We start from the raw sequence: 21,529 nt of genomic DNA, 5'->3' as shown, positions 1-21,529 counted from the left end.
TGAAAAATGGTATTGCTAAGTAACGACTGATAGTAATAAATTTTTATTAAAAAGTAGAAGAATAGAGTTATAGATCATATCAATAGCCTTACTGTATCGCTTAGTTTTACGATTGAATCTAGCAAGATAATTCCGTATTAGAGAGTTAAATGACTCTACTAAAGCAGTTTCTTTTTTAGTAAAATAATACCGTTTTGCTATCTTATATGCTCCATAAACATCGTAATGATCGCTGCATGAAATATCTATCTCATAATTCTCCTCGAGCCTTAAAGCCATAGGTAAATATGAACTAATATCTCGTCCTTTAATCATTTCAAAGTCAACAACTTGATTTCGGACTCTATCAACAGCAAGCCATACATAGACTTTGTTAGTTTTTTTTGACAATACGAAAATAACTCGTCTAATTCTATTATCTCTATTTTCTTTACATCTTCAGGTATCTCTATCTCATTTAAACGTTGACGCAATATTTTTGAAAATTTACGTATCCATTTTATTATTAATGGATTTGGCACATTCTCCATTCTCTCTATTGACATTATACCAGCTCTTTCCAGATACCATTTAATTACTCTGAGTTTTTGTTCTGTACTATATCTTTCTCTTAAATCTCCTTCTCTATAACTCTTCCCGCAACTCTTATATTTATATCTTTGCTTCCTTTTTACATAACCGTTTTTACTCTCTCTGCTGACCCGCAGCTCTTACATTTTCCTTCCATTTTAAAACCCTTTTTCTTTAACTTTAACACTTCTTTCTATACTTCTCTATACTTAGTCAGTAATGCCGTATTTTTTATCTAAAAAATACCCCACCTTTTTTTATTATTAATTATAATGGAATTTTCGTTACCGTTGCTATCATTAAAATCTATTTGTTCAAGAATGCAAGTACTATTCGGAATAATTTTTTTCCAAATAGTACTAATAGGTCCTTTGGTAGGAATATGAAATATACCTGAAGCAAATACTTTATAGCCGTAAGGATTATCGGGTAAAATAGTTATATTACCAGGCAACATAATTATTGTTTTTTCAAACCCTAAAGCAGTAGTTGTATTTGGAATTAATAATTTTAAATTTGATTTTATAGGATCTTCTTTAAGTAGTATTCCTGCAGGAAAAGGAGTTCTTAAAAGTAATGTACCGTTATAAGAAAAAGTTCCTTTTATATTAATGTTGTAATCACACTTTTCATCACTATCAAAAGCTAATTGCTCAATAAAATTTGTGTAAGGAAAATCTTTTTCTTTACATTCCTCAAAATCTTCAACGTATACTAAGCCAATAATATTTCTTTCTTCTTGACCGTGAACTGCAATATTCTCTGCAACCAAATAATAAATCAGTTCTACTGTTTTTTCTTCAGTGATGCCTAGCTGCATTAATTTCTTTTTAGCGATCTCCTTAGACCACATTAACGAGGGAATACTATGCACAGAAGTAGGAAAACCTGTATTTTTTATTCCATATTCGTATGTAAAGTACCAAAATGCTTCAGCTGCAAGTTTTTCTATTAATAAAGGGTTAATATTCATATGTTTATTTTCTAATAATACAATTATGTTTTATGCAACTAATAATATATAATATAATTTAGCTTAAGCAACTATATTTTTCCAACTCTTCATTTATTAGCAATATACCTATTTACAAAGAGCAAAAATTTTGAGAGATAAGCTACTTGAGCGTACCGAACCTCAAACTTTACTTCATGGTGATTTACATCATGACAATATACTACAAAATGGAAAGCAGTGGGTGGCAATTGACCCTAAAGGAGTGATTGGATATCCTATAAATGAAATATGGGCATTTATTATAGATATAGAGAAAGATACAGAATTTGTAGCAAATTATTTTAGATTTAATCTACAAGAAGTTAGAAATTGCTATTTCGTCCAGCTTATTTTAGCCATTTGCTGGAATCTTGAAGATGGGATAGAAAATAAATTAATTTCTGAAACTAGCTAAAAAAGCTTATGAATTAGTTTAGTTATTTCTTAGCAATCCAGAAAAAATAATAAAAAATGCTATGCATTTTACTGGATTGCGTACGTACAATTACTTCGTAATTTCCTCGCAATGACAGGTTCTTTTTTAATAACTGTCGGGTACTATTAAAAATCTTATAAATTACTTACGTAAATTGAAATAACCCGTTAAATATTGCAATAAATCAACTAGTAAAGTTAATTTGCCTTTCTAAAAGGAAAATCCATCCATATGTCATCATCAAAATTTTCTTCTTCATTCAATTTATTTAATATATCATTTAGTTTCTGTGTTTTGTCTATCTGCTCAGATATATTTTTTAAGTTCATATCATCAATTTTTAAAATTTTTATTTTTGCTTTGATCATGTTCATTAAAGTATTTTCCTTATTTTTGTTTGGTGTCTCTCAGTAAGAGCATAAATTACTTTAAGACATAATATATTAGTAACTAAAAAAATAAAAATAATAATTATTTTTCATCTAACTTTATTAACAATAGTTGAATTATATGTTAAAAAGATATCAGTAAAAATTACGGATGGTTTTTAAATTTATAATTGATATCATTTATTTCATATTTATTTTTAGTACAGAATATTTTATTGATTGTATAATTATGTCTAGTTTAGCTGAAATCAATGCTCTTGCTTATCAATATTACTTATCTATAGCTAACACGGGAAGGTTTGTACCATTGCTGCTGTTATTGCATCACGAAAATCTTTAAAGTTTTTAATAATTTTTCTCAGGTAATTTTTAAAATTAGCCCAACAGTGTTCGATAGAATTTAAATCTGGAGAATAGACCGGTAGATAAATAAGAGTACAACCCGCTTTTTCTATTAATTCCTTTACCAACAGTGACTTATGAATACTCGCATTATCCATTATTACAAATTGTCCAGGTTTGAGTGATGGGCATAATAGCTCACCTACCCACTGATTAAATAATTGCTTATCAATATAACCGGAATGCTCTAATGGAGCAATTAATTCTTTGGTGCCCTCATTATAACCAGCAACTATATTTACTCTCTCAGTAGCAAAACCTCCTTGCTCTGCGTAAGATCTGGCTCCTCTCTCTGACCATCCGTACAACATGGTTATATTATTACTTACCCCCATTTCATCACAATACACAAGTTTGTCAGATGCTATTTTATCAATATATTCTACAAATTGTTTTCTGGCTTCTTCATTCCTGCCTTTGTATTTTGGCTCTTTTTTTTATATGTAATCTTCATTCTATGAAGCGTGTCATAAAATGTGCTCATTGGTAGCTCGGGTGCTACTACATCTCTTATATCTATAGCTCGGCTATCAGGATTCTTTGCTAAAAATTCAATTATATGCTCCTTATTAGTAAACCTAGCATCACGTCCACTTTGCATATGTTGTCTTGAGCTGTAGTCTCCATTTTCTTTATAACGTCTAATCCAATTTGATATCGTATGACGCTCTATACCCAATAAGTCTGATATTGCTTTTATTCTATATTTAGAAGTATTGTGCAGACTGATTACCCTATCTCTTAAATCCTGACTGTATGCTTTCATCTCTACCATAATTAAAAGCTTTATCTTATATGATTCTAAGGAATAATGCTAGTCGCGTTAGCTATACTTAAAGAGATTAAAAACTATATATGATCATTTAATAAGCCTTGGAGTTCCCTTTTTTGGATATATAAAAATTTTTAAGGATGGTTCTTATTTACCGCTTATATCAAATATTACAACTGAGTTTATGCAAGCCTATTTTTCTATAATAAAAAATCAAGGATTTACGGGTACTACAGTAATTAATAAAACAATTAATACGAAATATAACTATGTATTTTTTCCAACTGAAATAGAACATTACGATAAAAGAAAAGATCCAATTATGAATCTTATGTATGATTTCAATATTTGGAAAAATATGCTCGGTATATATAAGCTAATTAACTCAGAATTTATAGAATGTTATATGTTTAGTATGGAAGGTAGTGCTATTCAAGCTATGAATTTTTACTTAAATAACACTCAATTACTAGAATATGGTATAGATTATTTTGATGTTAAAGCAAAAGATCTTATAGATACTACTGATAAGACAAAACTAGCTTATTTTAAACAGAAACTTAATTTTAATATATTAGATCAAAAAGAATTAATTTTGCAGCAATCAAAACAATTTTCATTGAATGCCGAAGTAAAAACAGGAAAATATAGCAAATTATCTTATAGAGAAACGGAGTGTATATATTATTTATCTTTAGGAAATAGTATGAAAGAAATAGGAAGTATTTTAAATTTATCTCCTAGAACTGTAGAACATCATTTAAATAGTATAAAGCAAAAAACAGGCTTATTATATAAATCACAACTAGTTAAAGAGTTTATTAAAAATGCTCCCTCAGCACTTTTTAAAGATATAAGAACCTAAATAAAATTCATAATAATATTGTAGAATTAAAGATTGTAAAATATAATATTTCTTCAAGTTTTTCAATTTTTTTATGAACCACTCACCTAAACCCATCCCTTTTTTATGGTCGATTATAAAGCCATATAAATATTTCTATCTTATTATGATGATTGCACCGATTGCAAGCGGTGTTTATCCTATCATATATAATTATGCTGTAAAGCTGGTATTAGATTTATTTACGCAAAACGAGAAAATTACATTTGCTCAAAGCTATAAACCAATAATGGTTTTTATAGCGGCACAAGCTCTACTTGATGGAGCTTGGCGAGCTCATAATTTTGCTCAGCTTAAAACGATGCCTTATGTTTTTCAAGATATGATGGATAAAATATGTAATCATTGTTTCAATTTACCATATAGTTATTTTCAGGATAATCTTTCCGGTTCTATAGTAGGGAAAGTACGTGGCATAGGTGATAATTATTATAAAATACATGAAGCAATCGAATATAAATTAAGTAAGCCATTATTAATTACTATATTATCTAGTATCACTCTTGCTAATACTAATCTTAAAATATTTATCGCTGTCATCGCTTTTACTGCTGTTTATTTACCGCTTGCATTACAATTTTTTACCAAGCTTGCTAAAATGGAACAAGATAAGCAAGATTCTTGGTATAATTTATTTGGTATAGTAGCCGATTGCATAACAAATATTTTTACTGTTTTTTCATTTGCAGCAAAAAAGCGTGAGTTAAATAAAGTACAAGATTATTATTGCAAAGTGCATAACCCTTTGACAATCAGATATTTTAAATATGATCTTATTATCTGTGTAATATTATCTTTAGTATATTGGGTATATTTAATAGGAATATTTATATATGTAATTTACTTGCGTAATTTAGGAGAGATTAGCATTGGTGATATAGCTTTTATTATGTCGCTAACTTTTTTAGTTGCTGAAAATTCATGGCATATAGCTAACGCGACTAGCATTATTCCTTAGAATCATATAAGATAAAGCTTTTAATTATGGTAGAGATGAAAGCATACAGTCAGGATTTAAGAGATAGGGTAATCAGTCTGCACAATACTTCTAAATATAGAATAAAAGCAATATCAGACTTATTGGGTATAGAGCGTCATACGATATCAAATTGGATTAGACGTTATAAAGAAAATGGAGACTACAGCTCAAGACAACATATGCAAAGTGGACGTGATGCTAGGTTTACTAATAAGGAGCATATAATTGAATTTTTAGCAAAGAATCCTGATAGCCGAGCTATAGATATAAGAGATGCAGTAGCACCCGAGCTACCAATGAGCACATTTTATGACACGCTTCATAGAATGAAGATTACATATAAAAAAAAGAGCCAAAATACAAAGGCAGGAATGAAGAAGCCAGAAAACAATTTGTAGAATATATTGATAAAATAGCATCTGACAAACTTGTGTATTGTGATGAAATGGGGGTAAGTAATAATATAACCATGTTGTACGGATGGTCAGAGAGAGGAGCCAGATCTTACGCAGAGCAAGGAGGTTTTGCTACTGAGAGAGTAAATATAGTTGCTGGTTATAATGAGGGCACCAAAGAATTAATTGCTCCATTAGAGCATTCCGGTTATATTGATAAGCAATTATTTAATCAGTGGGTAGGTGAGCTATTATGCCCATCACTCAAACCTGGACAATTTGTAATAATGGATAATGCGAGTATTCATAAGTCACTGTTGGTAAAGGAATTAATAGAAAAAGCGGGTTGTACTCTTATTTATCTACCGGTCTATTCTCCAGATTTAAATTCTATCGAACACTGTTGGGCTAATTTTAAAAATTACCTGAGAAAAATTATTAAAAACTTTAAAGATTTTCGTGATGCAATAACAGCAGCAATGGTACAAACCTTCCCGTGTTAGCTATACAACTATGGAGCTTAAAAGCTTTTTAGAGAAAATTGCAGCTTTCCGTTCCGCCTTTACAATTATACAAGCACCGCAAGATACAATAGATAAAGAAAATGCAGCTGAAATAAAAATTTCCAAAGGTGAAATAATATTTAAAGAAATATCTTTCGCCTATAAAGAAGATATTAACCCACCAATTAAATACCTGACATAATAGTTGCAAATACTAAAATATAATGTTAGAATGAAATAATGCTAAAAAAAGAAGATTTTAGGACATTATCAACGAGTGCACAAGCAGCTTTAAGAAAAGTTGCATTAAGAGCAATTGATAAAGGAGAAAAACAATCAGATGTATCAAATGAGGTGGCCCAATTTGTCTAGACTAAAAATTAAGATTTATGAGATATAAATTGTATTATAATTTTACTCAATAATTTTTGTAGAATACACCTGTTCTGGAGTGAGATATTCTAATGACTGGTGCATTCTTTTTCTATTATAAAAATTTATGTAATCAGTTATAGCATTTTTTGCCTCCTTGACAGTATTTAAAACCATCAAATATATTTTTTCTTGTTTTAATGAACGCCAAAATCTTTCTATAAATACATTATCTAGGGCTCTGCCTTTACCATCCATACTGATTTTGATTTCACGTTTAATTAGTTTATCTGTAAAATCTTTTGATGTAAATTGAGAACCTTGATCTGTATTAAAGATTTCAGGCTGACCATATTTTATTATTGCTTCTTCAAGTGCATCAATACAAAAGTCACTTTCTAAACTAATAGACACCTTCCAGCTCACAATATAACGACTAAACCAATCAATAATTGCTACCAAATATACAAATCCTTGTGCCATTCTAATATAAGTGATATCTGTACTCCATACCTGATTTACTTTAATAATTTCAACTCCTTTTAAAAGATATGGATATATTTTATGAGCTTGATTGCGCTTACTTAAGTTCATTTTAGGATAGATAGCTTCAATAGCCATTATTCTATAATAACGACTTACTGCCTTGCGACCAATTGTGATGCCCAATGGTACAAGGTGCTCAGACATTCTTCTTGCTCCAAAGTAAGGATGCTGTGTGTATATTTCATCAATCACTTGCATTATTTTTAAGTCTTTTTGGGTTAAGCCTTGTGGCTTGTAATAATAGCTAGATTTGTTAATAAACAGTAGAGTACATTGCCTAGCGATACTTAGATTACTACACTCTTTATCTACCATATTTTTTCTAATTGCCAAGTCCAAACAATGTAGATTTTTTTTTCAACCAGTCACGTTCAACAGTTAACTGGCCTATTTGTTCATACAATTGTTTTATTAAATCCTGATGATCTGGATCCTTAGATTGTGGCTTAATTTGAAAACCACTAATTAAATTTTCTATACCTCTTTTCTTCCATGCTTGTATTTGTGTCGGATGAACTCCATATTTGCTACTAATTTGAGCTATTGTCATTTCAGCTTTTATTGTTTCTAAAACTATCTTTGTTTTTTCTGCTGCACTATATTGTTTTGCTTTTTTGGACATATAATTTCTCTTTTGTATCTGAAAATTATATCTCATTCTAGCATTTTAGTAGTCCAGTTTTTGGGTACCATTATAAAATCTTATAGGAGTAACACGTCAGACTATTAGTAACTGGGTTAACAAAAGAAGAAGAGGTGATAAATATGCAATAACTGGCAAGTCTAGAGGAAGAAAGACAGGAGAGAAAAGAATAATAAATGAAATGCTGGGTAAAAAAATACAAGATTATATAAATCACTCTAGACCAGAAGATCACAATATCAAATCTGCACTATGGTCAAGAAAAGCTATTAATGCCCTGATTAAAAAATGCTGTGGTTTCTTTTTGCCATTAAGTACGATTGGAGAATATTTAAGAAGATGGGGATATACTGCACAAAAACCAAAGAAATTAGCTTATGAGCAACAGCCAAAACAAGTTCAAGTATGGCTAGATGAAGAATATCCCGCAATAGTAAAACAAGCACAAATGGAACAAGCTGAAATACACTGGTGTGATGAAGTGGGTATAAAATCAGAATGTCAGGTGTTACAGAGCTATTCTTTAAAAGGCAAAACACCCGTAGTTATTCATAAATCAAAACGATTTACTATAAATATGATATCAACTGTTACGAACAATGGTAAACTAAGGTTCATGTTATATGAAGATACACTAAAAACAGATATATTTATAGAATTTCTAAGAAGATTAGTGAAATCTGCAAGAAGGAAGATCTTTTTAATATTAGACAATTTAAAAGTACATCATAGTAAAAAAGTATACAGCTGGACAAATAAGCATAAAGATAAAATTTCTTTGTTTTTTTTTGCCTCCTTATACTCCACAACATAATCCAGATGAATACTTAAATAATGACTTAAAAAGAAATGTAAATAGAAAACACATATACCTCTTACAAAAGATGAGTTAAAATACAATCTTAAATCTTATTTACGTTGCTTACAGAACAATCCTAAGCATATACAAAAATTGTTCCAAGCCGATGATGTTAAATATGCCTCTTAAGTCAGGTATTTAATTGGTGGGTTAATAGTAATGTATTTAAAAATCTTAATTTGCATATTAAAGCCGGCGAGAAAGTTGGTATTGTCGGGCATTCAGGCGGTGGTAAATCTACTTTGATTGCGTTGTTGTTGAAGAATTTTAAAGCCTCAAGCGGCGATATTATTATCGATAAGCAAAGTATTTATGATAGTTCCTCTGATAGTTTGCGATCACAAATATCGTTAATTCCACAAGATATTATGCTATTCCATCGCTCTATAGGTGAGAATATCGGTTATGCCAAAGAAAATGCTACGCAGGTCGAAATAGAAAATGCTGCAAAAGCTGCAAATATTCATGAATTTATAGAAAACTTGCCGGAGAAGTATAACACTATTGTCGGTGAGAGGGGCGTAAAGCTAAGCGGCGGGCAGAGGCAACGTATAGCGATTGCTAGGGCTATTCTTAAGAATGCCCCGATCTTAATTTTAGATGAAGCAACCTCAAGCCTTGATAGCCATACCGAGCAGGAAATACAGAAATCCATTAACGCAATGCTCGATATTGATAACGCCAGTTTAGGATAAGAGTGTAAGGAATAAAGATAGTTAACCACCCTGCATTGCAAATGCAGGGCTTAAGATTATGGCATCAATGCCTTAGCTATAGCTAGTTTTCAACTTGAAAGTTTCCAAACTTATCATCTCTCGATTCATGTTTATCAATATAATCCTTGATCATTTGGTCAGTCACATTGCCTGTGGTTCTGACAAAATATCCAACAGCCCATAAGTGTTTACCCCAATACTGTTTCCGTAATTCTGGAAATTCCTGCTGAATCTTCCTTGAACTCTTTCCTTTTAGATACTGTACCACCTTACTAATACTTTGATAAGGTGGCACAGATACATAGATATGTACGTGATTTGAAGCTATCTTCCCTCTTAATATCTCTACTCCATTATCCTTACATATCTCTTGGGTTAGGTCCTTGACTCTCCTACCAATATCACCAACCAATATATTATATCGATATTTAGTCACCCATACTATATGATAAGTGCAATCGTAAACTGTGTGGCTTATCTTCTTGTAATACTGCATCTCTACATTCTATATGTTAAAACGACGCACTGCAAGTGCGGGGTTTTTCTCCCAAATTTGGGACAATAAAGCAGGGTATTTACAAGAGAGGAGTGTTGAGTTACATAGATTTTGAATCAAAAAAATATGCACTCAACAATGAAAAGATGTATCATAACTCTATTTTGTATAATAGATAATTATTGTAAAGTTTACGAAGAATGGGAAGAAAGCAAATTAATACCCAGCGTTAGGAAGCGTAGGAGATCAGGGAGTTTAAGGCTTTCATGTCATTGTCAAATAAAAAGGGAGCACTAAATTACGTAAAAAAGGGACCACTTTATTTAAAATTTTTTATGTCATATTACCTCCAGATTTATAGTTATTAATACGATAACTTTTACCTGTGATGTTTAGTATATGTGCATGATGTACTACTCGATCAATAATTGCATGAGTTAATAACTCATCAGCAAATATTTCATTCCATCTTTCAAAATCCTTGTTTGTGGTGATAATGGTAGATTTATTTTCATATCGTTTAGCAATAATATTAAAAAAATCATCTACTGAATGTTTTGGTAATTGCTTAAAACCTAACTCATCAAGAATTAATAAGTCAAATGATAAGAGTAATTTAACTTTTTTGTGATAGCTATTATCTGCTCTTGCAATATGTAAATTATAAAGCATATCCGATACCGTAGTAAAATATACAGAGTATTCTCGTGTTAAAGCTTTTAATGCTAATCCAATAGCAAGATGAGTTTTGCCAGTTCCAGAATTACCTATGAATATGACATTGCCCTTAGTATTAATATAATCACAAGTAGATAAATCACTTATTACTTTGGTATCAATACTTGGTTGGAACTGAAAATCAAAGTCTTCTAAATTTTTAGTTACCGGTAATTTAGCAGCATTTTTACGACGACGGTAATTATTATACTTACGGTGAGATTTTTCATCTTCACATAATAGTGAGAGAAATTCTTTAAATCCTAGTTTATTATTTTGAGCATAAATAATCCTTTCATTTAAGCTATTGACTATACCTGATAATCTAAAACTACGTAGGTCATTAAGCAAGTTCTGCATTCTGACCTCCAAACTCTGGCAATGGTAAGTTTACTGCATTACTATTTAAGATATTCTTAATTTTAGAGTAAGAACTTATACCGTAATGTAATGCTCTATGACAGGCTTTATCTATTAACTCATCATTGTAAACCTTACGTAAAGAAATAATACCTCTGGCACAACGTTGCCAATCATTTACTCGTGTTTGTTGTAATAACTCTAATAATAAACTGCAATTATTGCCTATCTGCTGCATTTGTTGTTGATAATGTTCGCTATATTCTATAAAACCTGGGCATAGACGTTTATATTTGGCATAATGAGACGGATTAGTGGTAAATATTCCTTTGCCATCTACTCTAACGTGCCTTGCTATTAAATCATTTTGTATAGAAAATATTTGAACAAGGTTTGGTGATAATTGTACCAATACTTCACTGTATATATATTTTGCTGGTACGGAATAATAATTATTATCTATGGTGATATGACAATCTTTTGCTACTTTTCGATTATGCCACGATGACAAATCAAACGTTTCTAATGGTAAGGGCATTAAATTATTACTTTCTTCTTGCTCAAATAGTTCCTGAGGAATTTTTTTAGTAGTACCATGTATTCGGTTATTTGCTTTATTTAACCAGTTTGCAAGATCGTGTATTAATTCTTCATATCTATGAAATTTACGTCCAGCAAAAAAATTATTTTTGACATACTTTATGCCTGATTCTACTTTGCCTTTTTCTTGAGGTTGATATATACGACAAGGAGAAAGTAAAATCCCATAATGATCAGCTAAACGTTTGTATTCCTTCTGATATACAGGCTCATAGAAATTGCTATCTACCACCCCAGCTTTAAGATTATCAAGTTTTATTACTTTTGGACTACCAGCAAAATAATTAAATGCATTGATATGACATTGTATCCATGTTTTACAACTTTGATCAAACACTACTTCATAATAATCAAGGCGACTATAGCTTAAACGCATATTAAACACATATGCTTTAACTCTACGCCCTTGGGCATTATACTGTAAGCCTATGTCACCAAAATCTACTTGTGCTTCCTCTCCTGCTAAAGTATGAAAACGAATGCAACTGTTATTCTGAATCTTATATTTTTTGATATAACGGGTTAGCGAACCATAACTTTTTGTATAACCTTGAATTTTTAACTCTTCAAAAATTCTTATGTAACTTAGATTCTTTTCTAATAACTCAATTATTTGTTCGTGCCAAGAATCCAGTGCTGAAGATCGTTCATAGGGTGCAGGATATTCTGTACCAGACTCTACGTAACGATTTATTATTTTTCTTACTGTTTTACGGTCTATCCTTGTTAGTTTGGCAATATTTCTTTGACTGTTGCCTTGCTTATAAAGGGTGATAATTGTTGTGTACATATTTATTCTTATCATTGTATCACTAGATATTTATTTTAATTAATTATCTAGTGAATATTGCACATTATAACCTTATTAGGTTACACCAAATTCTCTGGTCCCTTTTTCGTGCAATTTAGTGGTCCCCTTTACTTTAGCAATGACACTTTCAGAACTATATAACTATAGTATTATATTTTTATATATCTCCATGCAAAGATTTTAAGAATTATTATTTATATCATCTATCATGTAAATATAGAGGATATTTTAGTCTTCCTAGTTACAGTCGGATAATCCAGTTGTGGCCAAGATTAGTATTACCTTTAACTATAATGTTACAATTATTTACAGGAGATGAGACTGGTATATATTTTGTTGATTCAACCAAATTATCGATATGTCATGCAAAACGTACAAATAATAATAAAGTGTTTAGTGGCATTGCTAAAATAGGTATGAGTAGTTACGGATGGTTTATGGGATTTAAATTACATATTGTAATTAATAATAAAGGTCAGATTATGGCAATTAAAATAACAAAGGGTAATGCTAGTGATTTATCTGCTGTAGACTCAATTACCAAAGGATTATGGGGTAAATTATTTGGAGACAAGGCTTATATTTCTAAGGAAATGTCCGCTAAATTATTTAGTCGTGGGCTACGGTTATTTACTGGGATTCGCAAGGATATGAAAAATCATTTATTAGATATAGAAGATAAAATACTCTTAAAAAGCAGATCAATAATTGAATCAGTATTTAATGTACTAAAAAACAGCATGAACCTTGAACATTCAAGACATCGCTCCCCTATTAATTTCTTAGTTCATATACTTTCTTGCGTAAATGCTTTTAATTTCAATAAATCTAAAAAATTTCTAACACTACTTGCTTATCCTCAGACCTCCTTATCCTAAACTGGCGTTAGTAAGTAAAAACAACTTTCGATACTAATAATTTTAGTACCTTAAGCTGGATCCCGCGATCAAGTCGCGGGATGACAGAGGAAAAATCGATCCACGCGGGCAATGCCCCCACGGGACGACAGTATGAGTATATTAATCACTAAAGCTTTGGTTGATATTTTTCCTAGCACTTCTTATATCTTTTAAGCGTTCATGGACTTTTTCGAAGACTTGTTTAGGAAGAATAGAAGTATTGATTTGTAAAAATTCGTCATCTTTTAGCTTGATAGAGAAAGAGGGTTCTTGAAATTCTGGTCCATCGATTTCTCTAGCAATCTTTATATAATAACCGATAATATGGCTGTTATAATAATCGCTTTTACTGATCATTTTTTTAGCTATCTTATTAATATTCATATCAGTTTTAGCAGTATAAGTAACAGTTAGTGCAATACCGAGCATTAGACGCTGTCTATGGCTAAAGGGAATATCTGAAGACAGAATAAATTCTGAAACGAAATTAGCTCTAAGTGTTTTATCGATATTTTTGTTATACTGAGCAAGCATTATAGCTAGCTCGACTGTTATTAGAGTAGTATCATCTGGATTAATGAGAAGATATTTTACAGCTTCAATATATTGATCGATTTTACATATATTTCTATCAAATTTTACTAATCTCTTAACTCGCTCATAAATAATATCTTTTTCTTTTTCATTATCCGGTAGTGAATCAAACCTCACCCCTTCTTTTAAGCCATAATTTGAGATGATAATTTTTTCTGGAGAAAATACTTTAATCATCGCCTTTATTACTAAAACAGCGTTATAATTAATCGCTTTTTGTTCATAATAGCTAAGCTTTAACTTATCGATTTGTGATAATTTTTCCAAATATAACTCAAATTCTACACGGCTTATTTCAAAGTTATGTAAATTTTTAAGAGGGTAATTAATAGATTCCATATATATTCGGCTCATTAAACGTAATGCACCACCGATTAAATATAGATTAGGATAATGCTCAAGACCAAATTCTTTTTCAATTAATTCAGTAATAAGCCCAAGATTATCAAAATTATTATTAGCAATAATCCGCGTGCCAAGCGGTAGCGATTTTAATTTACCAACTTTTTTATCTGCAATTTGTGCAAGCTCTAAACTGCCGCCACCAAGATCAGCTACAATACCTGAAGCATCGCTAATTCCTGAAATTAAACCGGCAGCGGTTAAATAAGCTTCACGTTCACCTGAGATAATCTCAACTTCAATATTGAATTTCTTTTCGATTATTGCTTTAAATTCTTCTGCTTTTGGGTGTTCCCTGAGTATAGCTGTTGCAACGCATCTGATATTAGTAACAGAAAGCTTAGTAAAAATATGAGTGAGATATTGTAGAGATAAATATGTTTGATGTTTTATATCTAAATTATCTAAATTGAGTAGATTGGTTAGGTAATTTTTGAATTTATAATTAAAAATTTCAGGAGCTCCAAGCTCATCGGTTTCATAAACTACAGCTCTTAAAGCATTTGAACCGATATCAATAATAGCTGAACGCATCTTCGTATATACTTCTTTTCTTTTAAGAGTAGAATTATACTCAAATCATTTGGGTATATATTACTCACTGTTTTCTGGAGCAACAGCAGCCTCTTCTGTCTCATTAGAAGTTTCGTTAGTTTCGTTATTATTTGCTCGCGGATCAAAAGGTACTTGAGTAGGTACAAAAGTCGGCGGTAATAATCTACTGGTAAAAAACTTATCCTCAAAATATTTAATCTTACGAGATTTTATCGGAGGAAAAGACTCTATTAAAACAATCTGCTCGTTTCTTGGTAACTGTATTACTTCTTGAGGTAAAAGTAAAGCCCTTTGAACTTGAGAAACATTTTGTGTTCTAGTAGAAATATTAAGATCAAAAAATATAGGTTTGCTGAACGATCTTTGTTCTACAGTTTTATTACCTACTAATTGTGATATTAAATTTGCGGTTTCATAGTTATTAGCAGCAAAGGTAATACGATATGTTGAGTTAGATAAGAAAGAGTTCATACCCGCATCTTCATATGTTCCTTTTAGCTGCTGTGTATCTTGAATAATTAAGAATAAACGAACTCTATAACCCCTGAAATAAGCAATACCTGCTTTGAACGTATCCATCTTACCAAGTGTTGGGAACTCATCAAGTAAGAACATCACGCCATAAGGTTCTTCTTTTAAATCAGGCATTTTTCGGCTTAAAAACTCTGTAGCTTGCTGATAAAATACCTGCATTAATTTCTGCAAACGTTGTATATTATCAGGAGTAAGACCTACATATACAGTTGTTTTTATTTTCTTGAATTCTTGCACGTTAAAGTCAGAAGAAGCAGTAGCAGAGTCAATTAATGGGTTTGCCCATAACTCAAGTGATGAGTTCATGGTTGATATAACACCTGAACGCTCTTTATCGGCTTTTTGTAGGAAAGCTGCAATATTCATATATGCAACAGGGTGAATTATCCCGCCCAAAGTATCAAGCACGACCGCTAGATTATAGACTACGTCATCACTTCTCATGGTACGCACCACTTCACCAAAGGATTTGGTTTTAACAGGATCGGCTATTAAATATAAAGTTACGCCCAAGAATAAGCTTCGTGCTTCATTATTCCAGAAATCCTTTTCAGGCATAATAAGGTTTGAAATTTTTTGTACGTCATCAACCATTTGTCCAGGCTTAGTACTAACCCAGTCAATCGGATTATAGCAGTGAGTAATACCATCTGGGTTAGATGGTTCCCATACAAAGACTTTCTGACCTTGTTTCTCACGCCAACCGCTCGTTAAGCCATGGTTTTCAAGTTTTATGTCATGAACAACTACTGAATCAGACCAAAATAATAGGTTAGGTATAACAAAGCCCACACCTTTACCAGAACCGGTAGGAGCAAATAATAAGGCGTGCTGGAATCCATCAGCAACAAAATAACCACCACTATCAACTCCGATTAGCATACCTTTTTTAGCTCTAAGACCAGCCGATTCAACATCTGCAGGACTTGCCCATCTGGCATCACCATAGACTTTTTCGGGTTGCTCAAAAAATTGTAGCGATTTGATTCTCTCAAAGTTCTTAATGTAAAATATTATAACGACAAGAGCAGGACCAAGAAGTGAAGCAAGTAGCTTTAATTTTAAATAGTTATAATCAGAGATTTTTAATTGTCCCCAAACGCTAACAAGCCAATAAGCCCATTTATAAGCAATATTTATAGCAGTTACATCTACTCCAAGAGTCCCAATTTCATTGGTAAAGATTGCAACAAATGCACCACTTATCCATAAGGTACTAAAAATAACAACCGGATGAATTATAGCATGACCGAATATATTTCTAGTGACTTTGAGTATGTTATGCCATTCCATTTAGTAATCCTTGATTTTTATTTTTTATGTCATTGCGAGCGACTAAAAGGAGCGTGGCAATCTCAGGAGTATTGTACTGTTTTATGAGATTGCCGCGTCGATGCTATGCATCTCGTCGCAATGACGCTCTCACTACACCATTCCTTCGGCGTTTTTATTCTTTTTATAATATACTTCCGATACATATCTTTTACCGCCGCTGCCACGTTTTAATTGTACTACAATATCTACAACTGTTAAAATATATTTTTTTACTTCTTCAGGTGGCATACCAAGATCAGCTTGCATAACCATCAATTTTAGTTGTTCAATTGCCATAGCAGGACTATCAGCGTGAAGTGTAGATATAGAACCTGGGTGACCAGTATTAATAGCTCGCAAGAAACTAAAAGCTTCTTTACCTCGAAGCTCACCAACTATAATTCTATCAGGTCTTAAACGCAAACACGCTTCTATTAGATCTTGAGTAGTAACGTTTGCTCGTCCTTGTCCACCTTTAGAAGCAAGCAAATGAACTCTATTAGGGTGACTAGATAATACAACCTCACGAGCATCTTCTACTGTAATTAATCTTTCCAATTGAGGTATTTCAGTAAGTGCTGCATTAGTGAAAGTAGTTTTACCTGTTGAAGTACCGCCGCTAATTATAATATTTTTCTTTGAAATAACTGCGTGTTTAATGAATTCTTTTATCTTTTTTTCAGCTAAATATCCGTTTAGAATTATTTCATCTTGATCTACTAAACTTTCTGTTGCGGTTTCATCAAAAGCTCCCATTTTAGCGTATTCATCTAGAGTTAGATTCATACCGCTTGGCTTTCTTATAGAATAAATGATTTGCCCTATTTCACAAGCAGGTGGAAATACTATTTGAATACGATAACCATTTGGAAGTGTGGCTGAAAGTAAAGGTTTTTCTTCTGAAATCATTTGTTCAGTAGATTGAGCAACTAAACGTCCAAGCGAAAGTAAATGTTCCGCGTCAAGCTCTGGTAATTGTTTAGAATATATATCTCCTTTCTTCTCAACCCATGCTTCTCCAGGTTTATTAACCATAATCTCGTTAATACCATCTTCAGCAAATAATTCTTTAAACGGTAATAAAAAGGTCTCTAAGGCAGCGAATGCATCACTCATTTTACTACCTTTGATTTTGTTAAAACAGTAGCAGGGAATTTATAATCCTTATTAACGTATATCTTAATCGGAGTACCTTGATTAATCGTTGTAGTAGGTTTAAATTGCTGCTGAGTTATCATATTTTGTACAGTATTAGTAATATCTGTAAAAGCTTGCGTAGAAGCTTGTTGTGCCTGAGTTGGATTTGATGCTATAGAAGTACTAGTAAGCAAGCTTGAAGCAGCTGTATTAACCGCTTGTACTAATGTAGCTAGCCTCTGTTCAGGTGTATTTGCCGAAGAAGCATCTTGGGCAGTTGTACAGGCTTGTGTCATTGTAGTATAGGCAGTAGATGTTTTATCAGTAATAGCAGCTAAAACATTTGTACAAATTGTAACTATTCTTGTATTTGGATCCAAACTAGTATTTTGGGAAATTGTTTGAGCAGTATTTAATAACTGAGTAGCAATAGCACTATTAGTAGCAGCAGCTTGTGAGTTTATAGGCGGAGGTACTAATTTATCGAGAACCTTGGCAATTCCTATATTGAAAGCAGACTGTAATACTGAGTTAGCAAACTGCTCCTTATATTTATTATCTACTCTTCCTTGTACCCCTGGTCTTCCTAAATTATCAACTGCAGGCGAATCAAATGCTATAGTATAGCCATTAGTTAAGTCTATTCTATCCCATATTACAGAAACTCTGCCATAGCTATCTGCTGAAGTTGAAGTTGCATATTTACCAAATACTTTCGATCCTTTCGGTATTAATATTATTTTATCTTTCTCAGAATATACATCTCTACTAATAATAGCTCTTATTTCGCCACCAAGATCGCTATTTATAGCTGTTTCAAGTACTGCCTTAATTAATTTACCACGCCCTAAGATTAAAGACATGTCACCACGATCTTTAAATACTGCATCCGCAGCAACTTGTTCAGCTGTCTTCTTAGGTTCTACGCCGCTAACTAGCACAATAGATGATGTTCTTTTTGCTTGTTTACGCTTCTTTTCCTCATCACTTTCAACTAAAGGTCCGTTTGTTGAAGGTAACGAAATAGGCGGAGCTGGAAGTGTTTTTGACTTATCCGTTTCTACTGGGGTAGTTGGAGGTAAAACTGGTGGTACTTCCACTACCGGAGGGGTAGGTGGAGGTGGTGTCGGTGTCTCAAGCTTTGGTGGATCCGGTAATTTAGGTATTTCAGGTACGTTATCTGAATTATCTTCAACAGGTTTAACAATATTGCTAGGTATATTAGTATTTTGAATTTCTTCTTTTTTAGGAGCAAAGAAAAGAGAATAAAAAATATATATAAGAATACCGCAAATTACAACTACGATAGCGATACTTTTATTAAAACTCACTGAAACTTTTGATAATTCTTTTTGAACTTCAGGTGTATCCGCTCCTGATAAAGAACTGTTATTGTTTTGCTCTTCGGCCATATTTAAATTATATTATAGTTTGTTGTTATTAAGTGGCAATCTCAGGAGTTTGCTTTATGAGATTGCCGCACTCCTTGCAGTCGCTCGCAATGACGTAAACTATACTAGTATCTTGCCATGTAATTATTGCTTGTTCTATTCTTAGAATAGTCAAATTTAATTACATATACTAACTCTTTCTCATGACCTTCCATTAACTCAACAGAAGAAATATCAAATTCATATGTTCTTTTGTTAGTTATGATAGTCATGTTAGTACGAATATATTTTTCAAGAGGTTTTATAAATAAACGATTACCAATAGGAGTTAGTTTCCATGCATAGGCGTCTCCAAGGATGATATTTTGAACTTCTTCATTTTTAGCAAATTCTATATGTGCTTGAAAACCGAAATGCAGTGTTAATAAATAAACTTCATTAGGATTATATATATATGTTTGTATCCTATTATCCCTAGTTATAGATAAATCATCCAAATAATTATTACTGATATTACTACATGGATCATTTTCTAAAAGTGGGCAGTCAGCATTAGCTATTAAGCCACTTAAATATATAAAAATTAAAAAACAAAATCTAACTATTATCATCGTCTACCCTATATCCGTTAACTTGAAATCCTACAGGATTTATATCAAGTTCTGAATCTGTTAATTGCATTGGTACGTAAGCATAACTTACTACTGCTATTTTATTATAAACTGTTTGATTTCCTGTTGCTTCATTTACGGAAAATCTAACTATATATTTGTCTGAGGCAATTTTTGACCATGACTTTACTACTAAATAAGTCGTATTATTTTCCTGATACTTTAAACTTGGATCGTTGTTTTTATCTCTTATATACCCAAGATAACCATAAAAAACATTACTCGTTGAAAGTAATCTTATAGTAGTGCGTGCCAAGGTAGTGAAATCAACAAAATTATATGTTTCTCTTGCATTTATATATTTTTTTATAAAATATCTTGTAAGAGATTCATCTGCAGTAAGCACTGGTGATGAAATAGGTTCTACTACTGATGCACGACCGGTAGTATCATCAAGCTGAATGACAAAAGGATCAATTTGTTTAGATTTTACCACAAAAGCTATTACTAAAGTAGATATTACCATAAAAATTGATAATATTATTAGTAATATTATTAATAAGTTACGTTGAACAATCAGCTTATCAGCACGTTCTTCATACCAATTTTGAGTTATCTTTAGCGGATTTGCTTGGTTTTGCTCGCTCTTTGCATCATTTTGTGCTTTATCACTTGATTTAAAGAAGCCGAATATATTATCTAACATACTTCTATTGTTATATTAAACGGTTACTAGCGAAATAAGTGTCATTGATATATTTATGCTATATCTATTATAGAATTAACCGGTCTTCTTACACAAGGATTCATACTTAACTCTGCTTCATCATTAATTTCAGCTGCAACACACGGGCTTTTAATTTCGTAAGGTGCTGAGGGTGTACATGATAATAATTGTGAAAGCATAATTAATAATACCCCAAACTTGAATAATTTTAACATCTTAAATATATAATAGTGGTTTATTTTATTACTTGTTTAAATTAGCTTAGTATATAATTGTTCACAAGCATTTTTTACAAAAATTTATTTTAAGTGTAAAAAAATATTAAAAAGATTGTAAACAGTGTTATATAACAATAATATTGATACAATATTATTACCATCAATAATTATTATTGTATAATTTAAGTTTACGATTGCACTTATCATATAGTATGGGTGACTAAATATCGATATAATATATTGGTTGGTGATATTGGTAGGAGAGTCAAGGACCTAACCCAAGAGATATGTAAGGATAATGGAGTAGAGATATTAAGAGGGAAGATAGCTTCAAATCACGTACATATCTATGTATCTGTGCCACCTTATCAAAGTATTAGTAAGGTGGTACAGTATCTAAAAGGAAAGAGTTCAAGGAAGATTCAGCAGGAATTTCCAGAATTACGGAAACAGTATTGGGGTAAACACTTATGGGCTGTTGGATATTTTGTCAGAACCACAGGCAATGTGACTGACCAAATGATCAAGGATTATATTGATAAACATGAATCGAGAGATGATAAGTTTGGAAACTTTCAAGTTGAAAACTAGCTATAGCTAAGGCATTGATGCCATAATCTTAAGCCCTGCATTTGCAATGCAGGGTGGTTAACTTTAATTTTAAAATTAAGTAGTATTTTGGT

Annotated in this window: 28 protein-coding genes; 11 read left to right on the top strand and 17 right to left on the bottom strand. The window is 31.7% G+C overall.

Features of this window, described 5'->3' with window-relative positions:
- Positions 1-15: 15 nt before the first annotated feature.
- Both AAGD54_RS06130 and AAGD54_RS06125 read right to left on the bottom strand, forming a co-directional pair.
- Positions 16-390, bottom strand: coding sequence for an IS1 family transposase (locus AAGD54_RS06130; protein ID WP_341794383.1), 375 nt, complete (start codon positions 388-390; stop codon positions 16-18).
- A gap of 415 nt (positions 391-805) precedes the next feature.
- Positions 806-1,543, bottom strand: coding sequence for a hypothetical protein (locus AAGD54_RS06125; protein WP_341794382.1), 738 nt, complete (start codon positions 1,541-1,543; stop codon positions 806-808).
- A gap of 130 nt (positions 1,544-1,673) precedes the next feature.
- Here AAGD54_RS06125 and AAGD54_RS06120 point away from each other — a divergent pair, with 130 nt between their 5' ends.
- A complete protein-coding gene (locus tag AAGD54_RS06120) occupies positions 1,674-1,979 on the top strand; it encodes an aminoglycoside phosphotransferase family protein (protein WP_341788905.1) in 306 nt (101 codons plus the stop codon).
- Between the two features lie 218 nt (positions 1,980-2,197).
- Here AAGD54_RS06120 and AAGD54_RS06115 read toward each other — a convergent pair whose 3' ends face one another.
- The 3 genes from AAGD54_RS06115 to AAGD54_RS06105 form a co-directional block, all read right to left on the bottom strand.
- Positions 2,198-2,374, bottom strand: coding sequence for a hypothetical protein (locus tag AAGD54_RS06115; protein WP_341788906.1), 177 nt, complete (start codon positions 2,372-2,374; stop codon positions 2,198-2,200).
- 299 nt (positions 2,375-2,673) lie between these two features.
- Positions 2,674-3,168, bottom strand: coding sequence for an IS630 family transposase (locus tag AAGD54_RS06110; protein ID WP_341795144.1), 495 nt, complete (start codon positions 3,166-3,168; stop codon positions 2,674-2,676).
- A gap of 5 nt (positions 3,169-3,173) precedes the next feature.
- Entirely contained in the window at positions 3,174-3,566 is a 393-nt protein-coding gene (locus AAGD54_RS06105; RefSeq protein WP_341794381.1) for an IS630 transposase-related protein, read from the bottom strand.
- 181 nt (positions 3,567-3,747) lie between these two features.
- Between AAGD54_RS06105 and AAGD54_RS06100 the strand changes: the two genes are divergently transcribed.
- From AAGD54_RS06100 to AAGD54_RS06075, 6 genes are all read left to right on the top strand, one after another.
- On the top strand, positions 3,748-4,428 hold the full coding sequence (locus AAGD54_RS06100; protein ID WP_341794380.1) for a helix-turn-helix transcriptional regulator: 681 nt from the start codon (positions 3,748-3,750) through the stop codon (positions 4,426-4,428).
- A 145-nt stretch (positions 4,429-4,573) separates the two neighbouring features.
- Positions 4,574-5,425, top strand: a complete 852-nt coding sequence (locus AAGD54_RS06095) for an ABC transporter transmembrane domain-containing protein (protein ID WP_341794379.1) — start codon at positions 4,574-4,576, stop codon at positions 5,423-5,425.
- A 26-nt stretch (positions 5,426-5,451) separates the two neighbouring features.
- Complete coding sequence (locus AAGD54_RS06090) at positions 5,452-5,844, top strand: IS630 transposase-related protein (RefSeq protein WP_341794304.1); 393 nt, start codon at positions 5,452-5,454, stop codon at positions 5,842-5,844.
- A gap of 5 nt (positions 5,845-5,849) precedes the next feature.
- Complete coding sequence (locus tag AAGD54_RS06085; RefSeq protein ID WP_341795144.1) at positions 5,850-6,344, top strand: IS630 family transposase; 495 nt, start codon at positions 5,850-5,852, stop codon at positions 6,342-6,344.
- A gap of 10 nt (positions 6,345-6,354) precedes the next feature.
- Positions 6,355-6,546, top strand: a complete 192-nt coding sequence (locus AAGD54_RS06080) for a hypothetical protein (RefSeq protein ID WP_341794378.1) — start codon at positions 6,355-6,357, stop codon at positions 6,544-6,546.
- A gap of 38 nt (positions 6,547-6,584) precedes the next feature.
- Entirely contained in the window at positions 6,585-6,716 is a 132-nt protein-coding gene (locus AAGD54_RS06075) for a hypothetical protein (protein WP_341794377.1), read from the top strand.
- A gap of 42 nt (positions 6,717-6,758) precedes the next feature.
- Here AAGD54_RS06075 and AAGD54_RS06070 read toward each other — a convergent pair whose 3' ends face one another.
- Positions 6,759-7,577, bottom strand: coding sequence for an IS3 family transposase (locus AAGD54_RS06070; protein WP_341794310.1), 819 nt, complete (start codon positions 7,575-7,577; stop codon positions 6,759-6,761).
- A gap of 7 nt (positions 7,578-7,584) precedes the next feature.
- The gene (locus AAGD54_RS06065) at positions 7,585-7,884 is read right to left on the bottom strand and encodes a transposase (RefSeq protein WP_341794311.1); all 300 of its coding nucleotides are present in this window, start codon (positions 7,882-7,884) and stop codon (positions 7,585-7,587) included.
- 82 nt (positions 7,885-7,966) lie between these two features.
- Here AAGD54_RS06065 and AAGD54_RS06060 point away from each other — a divergent pair, with 82 nt between their 5' ends.
- Positions 7,967-8,719 carry an IS630 family transposase gene (locus AAGD54_RS06060; RefSeq protein WP_341795196.1) on the top strand — a complete coding sequence of 251 codons (753 nt, stop codon included), beginning with the start codon at positions 7,967-7,969 and terminating at the stop codon, positions 8,717-8,719.
- 224 nt (positions 8,720-8,943) lie between these two features.
- The gene (locus AAGD54_RS06055; RefSeq protein ID WP_341794376.1) at positions 8,944-9,459 is read left to right on the top strand and encodes an ATP-binding cassette domain-containing protein; all 516 of its coding nucleotides are present in this window, start codon (positions 8,944-8,946) and stop codon (positions 9,457-9,459) included.
- 82 nt (positions 9,460-9,541) lie between these two features.
- Here the strand turns inward: AAGD54_RS06055 and tnpA (AAGD54_RS06050) are convergent, their stop codons facing one another.
- The 3 genes from tnpA (AAGD54_RS06050) to istA all read right to left on the bottom strand — a co-directional run bounded on the left by tnpA (AAGD54_RS06050) (position 9,542) and on the right by istA (position 12,443).
- Complete coding sequence (tnpA, locus tag AAGD54_RS06050) at positions 9,542-9,976, bottom strand: IS200/IS605 family transposase (protein WP_341794258.1); 435 nt, start codon at positions 9,974-9,976, stop codon at positions 9,542-9,544.
- A gap of 333 nt (positions 9,977-10,309) precedes the next feature.
- On the bottom strand, positions 10,310-11,053 hold the full coding sequence (gene istB, locus AAGD54_RS06045) for an IS21-like element helper ATPase IstB (protein ID WP_341794375.1): 744 nt from the start codon (positions 11,051-11,053) through the stop codon (positions 10,310-10,312).
- Positions 11,037-12,443: an IS21 family transposase gene (gene istA / locus AAGD54_RS06040; RefSeq protein WP_341794291.1), complete on the bottom strand. Its 1,407-nt coding sequence runs from the start codon at positions 12,441-12,443 to the stop codon at positions 11,037-11,039. The genes istB and istA overlap by 17 nt, the downstream gene beginning before the upstream one ends.
- Positions 12,444-12,601: 158 nt before the next feature.
- Here istA and AAGD54_RS06035 point away from each other — a divergent pair, with 158 nt between their 5' ends.
- Positions 12,602-13,342, top strand: a complete 741-nt coding sequence (locus AAGD54_RS06035) for an IS982 family transposase (protein ID WP_341795150.1) — start codon at positions 12,602-12,604, stop codon at positions 13,340-13,342.
- Between the two features lie 141 nt (positions 13,343-13,483).
- Here the strand turns inward: AAGD54_RS06035 and AAGD54_RS06030 are convergent, their stop codons facing one another.
- The 7 genes from AAGD54_RS06030 to AAGD54_RS06000 form a co-directional block, all read right to left on the bottom strand.
- Positions 13,484-14,893 (bottom strand): Ppx/GppA phosphatase family protein, encoded by a 1,410-nt coding sequence (locus AAGD54_RS06030; protein WP_341794374.1) that lies wholly within the window; start codon positions 14,891-14,893, stop codon positions 13,484-13,486.
- 60 nt (positions 14,894-14,953) lie between these two features.
- Positions 14,954-16,741 (bottom strand): type IV secretory system conjugative DNA transfer family protein, encoded by a 1,788-nt coding sequence (locus AAGD54_RS06025; RefSeq protein ID WP_341794373.1) that lies wholly within the window; start codon positions 16,739-16,741, stop codon positions 14,954-14,956.
- Between the two features lie 132 nt (positions 16,742-16,873).
- Positions 16,874-17,878 (bottom strand): P-type DNA transfer ATPase VirB11, encoded by a 1,005-nt coding sequence (virB11, locus tag AAGD54_RS06020; protein ID WP_012151688.1) that lies wholly within the window; start codon positions 17,876-17,878, stop codon positions 16,874-16,876.
- On the bottom strand, positions 17,875-19,311 hold the full coding sequence (locus AAGD54_RS06015; protein ID WP_341794372.1) for a TrbI/VirB10 family protein: 1,437 nt from the start codon (positions 19,309-19,311) through the stop codon (positions 17,875-17,877). The genes virB11 and AAGD54_RS06015 overlap by 4 nt, the downstream gene beginning before the upstream one ends.
- A 104-nt stretch (positions 19,312-19,415) precedes the next feature.
- Complete coding sequence (locus AAGD54_RS06010) at positions 19,416-19,901, bottom strand: TrbG/VirB9 family P-type conjugative transfer protein (protein WP_011477674.1); 486 nt, start codon at positions 19,899-19,901, stop codon at positions 19,416-19,418.
- Positions 19,888-20,607, bottom strand: a complete 720-nt coding sequence (locus AAGD54_RS06005; protein ID WP_341794371.1) for a virB8 family protein — start codon at positions 20,605-20,607, stop codon at positions 19,888-19,890. Before AAGD54_RS06005 ends, AAGD54_RS06010 begins: the two co-directional genes overlap by 14 nt.
- A gap of 53 nt (positions 20,608-20,660) precedes the next feature.
- Entirely contained in the window at positions 20,661-20,843 is a 183-nt protein-coding gene (locus AAGD54_RS06000; protein ID WP_016948043.1) for a DUF2706 domain-containing protein, read from the bottom strand.
- 210 nt (positions 20,844-21,053) lie between these two features.
- On the opposite strand from AAGD54_RS06000, the gene tnpA (AAGD54_RS05995) reads away from it, so the two are divergent.
- Positions 21,054-21,437: an IS200/IS605 family transposase gene (gene tnpA / locus AAGD54_RS05995; protein WP_341795195.1), complete on the top strand. Its 384-nt coding sequence runs from the start codon at positions 21,054-21,056 to the stop codon at positions 21,435-21,437.
- Positions 21,438-21,529 lie beyond the last annotated feature (92 nt).

It is taken from the genome of Rickettsia endosymbiont of Rhinocyllus conicus (assembly GCF_964026465.1).
In the GTDB taxonomy this organism is placed as follows: Bacteria; Pseudomonadota; Alphaproteobacteria; order Rickettsiales; family Rickettsiaceae; genus Rickettsia.
The sequence above is the reverse complement of the archived record's forward strand: the minus strand, read 5'-3'. Positions and strand labels throughout refer to the sequence as shown.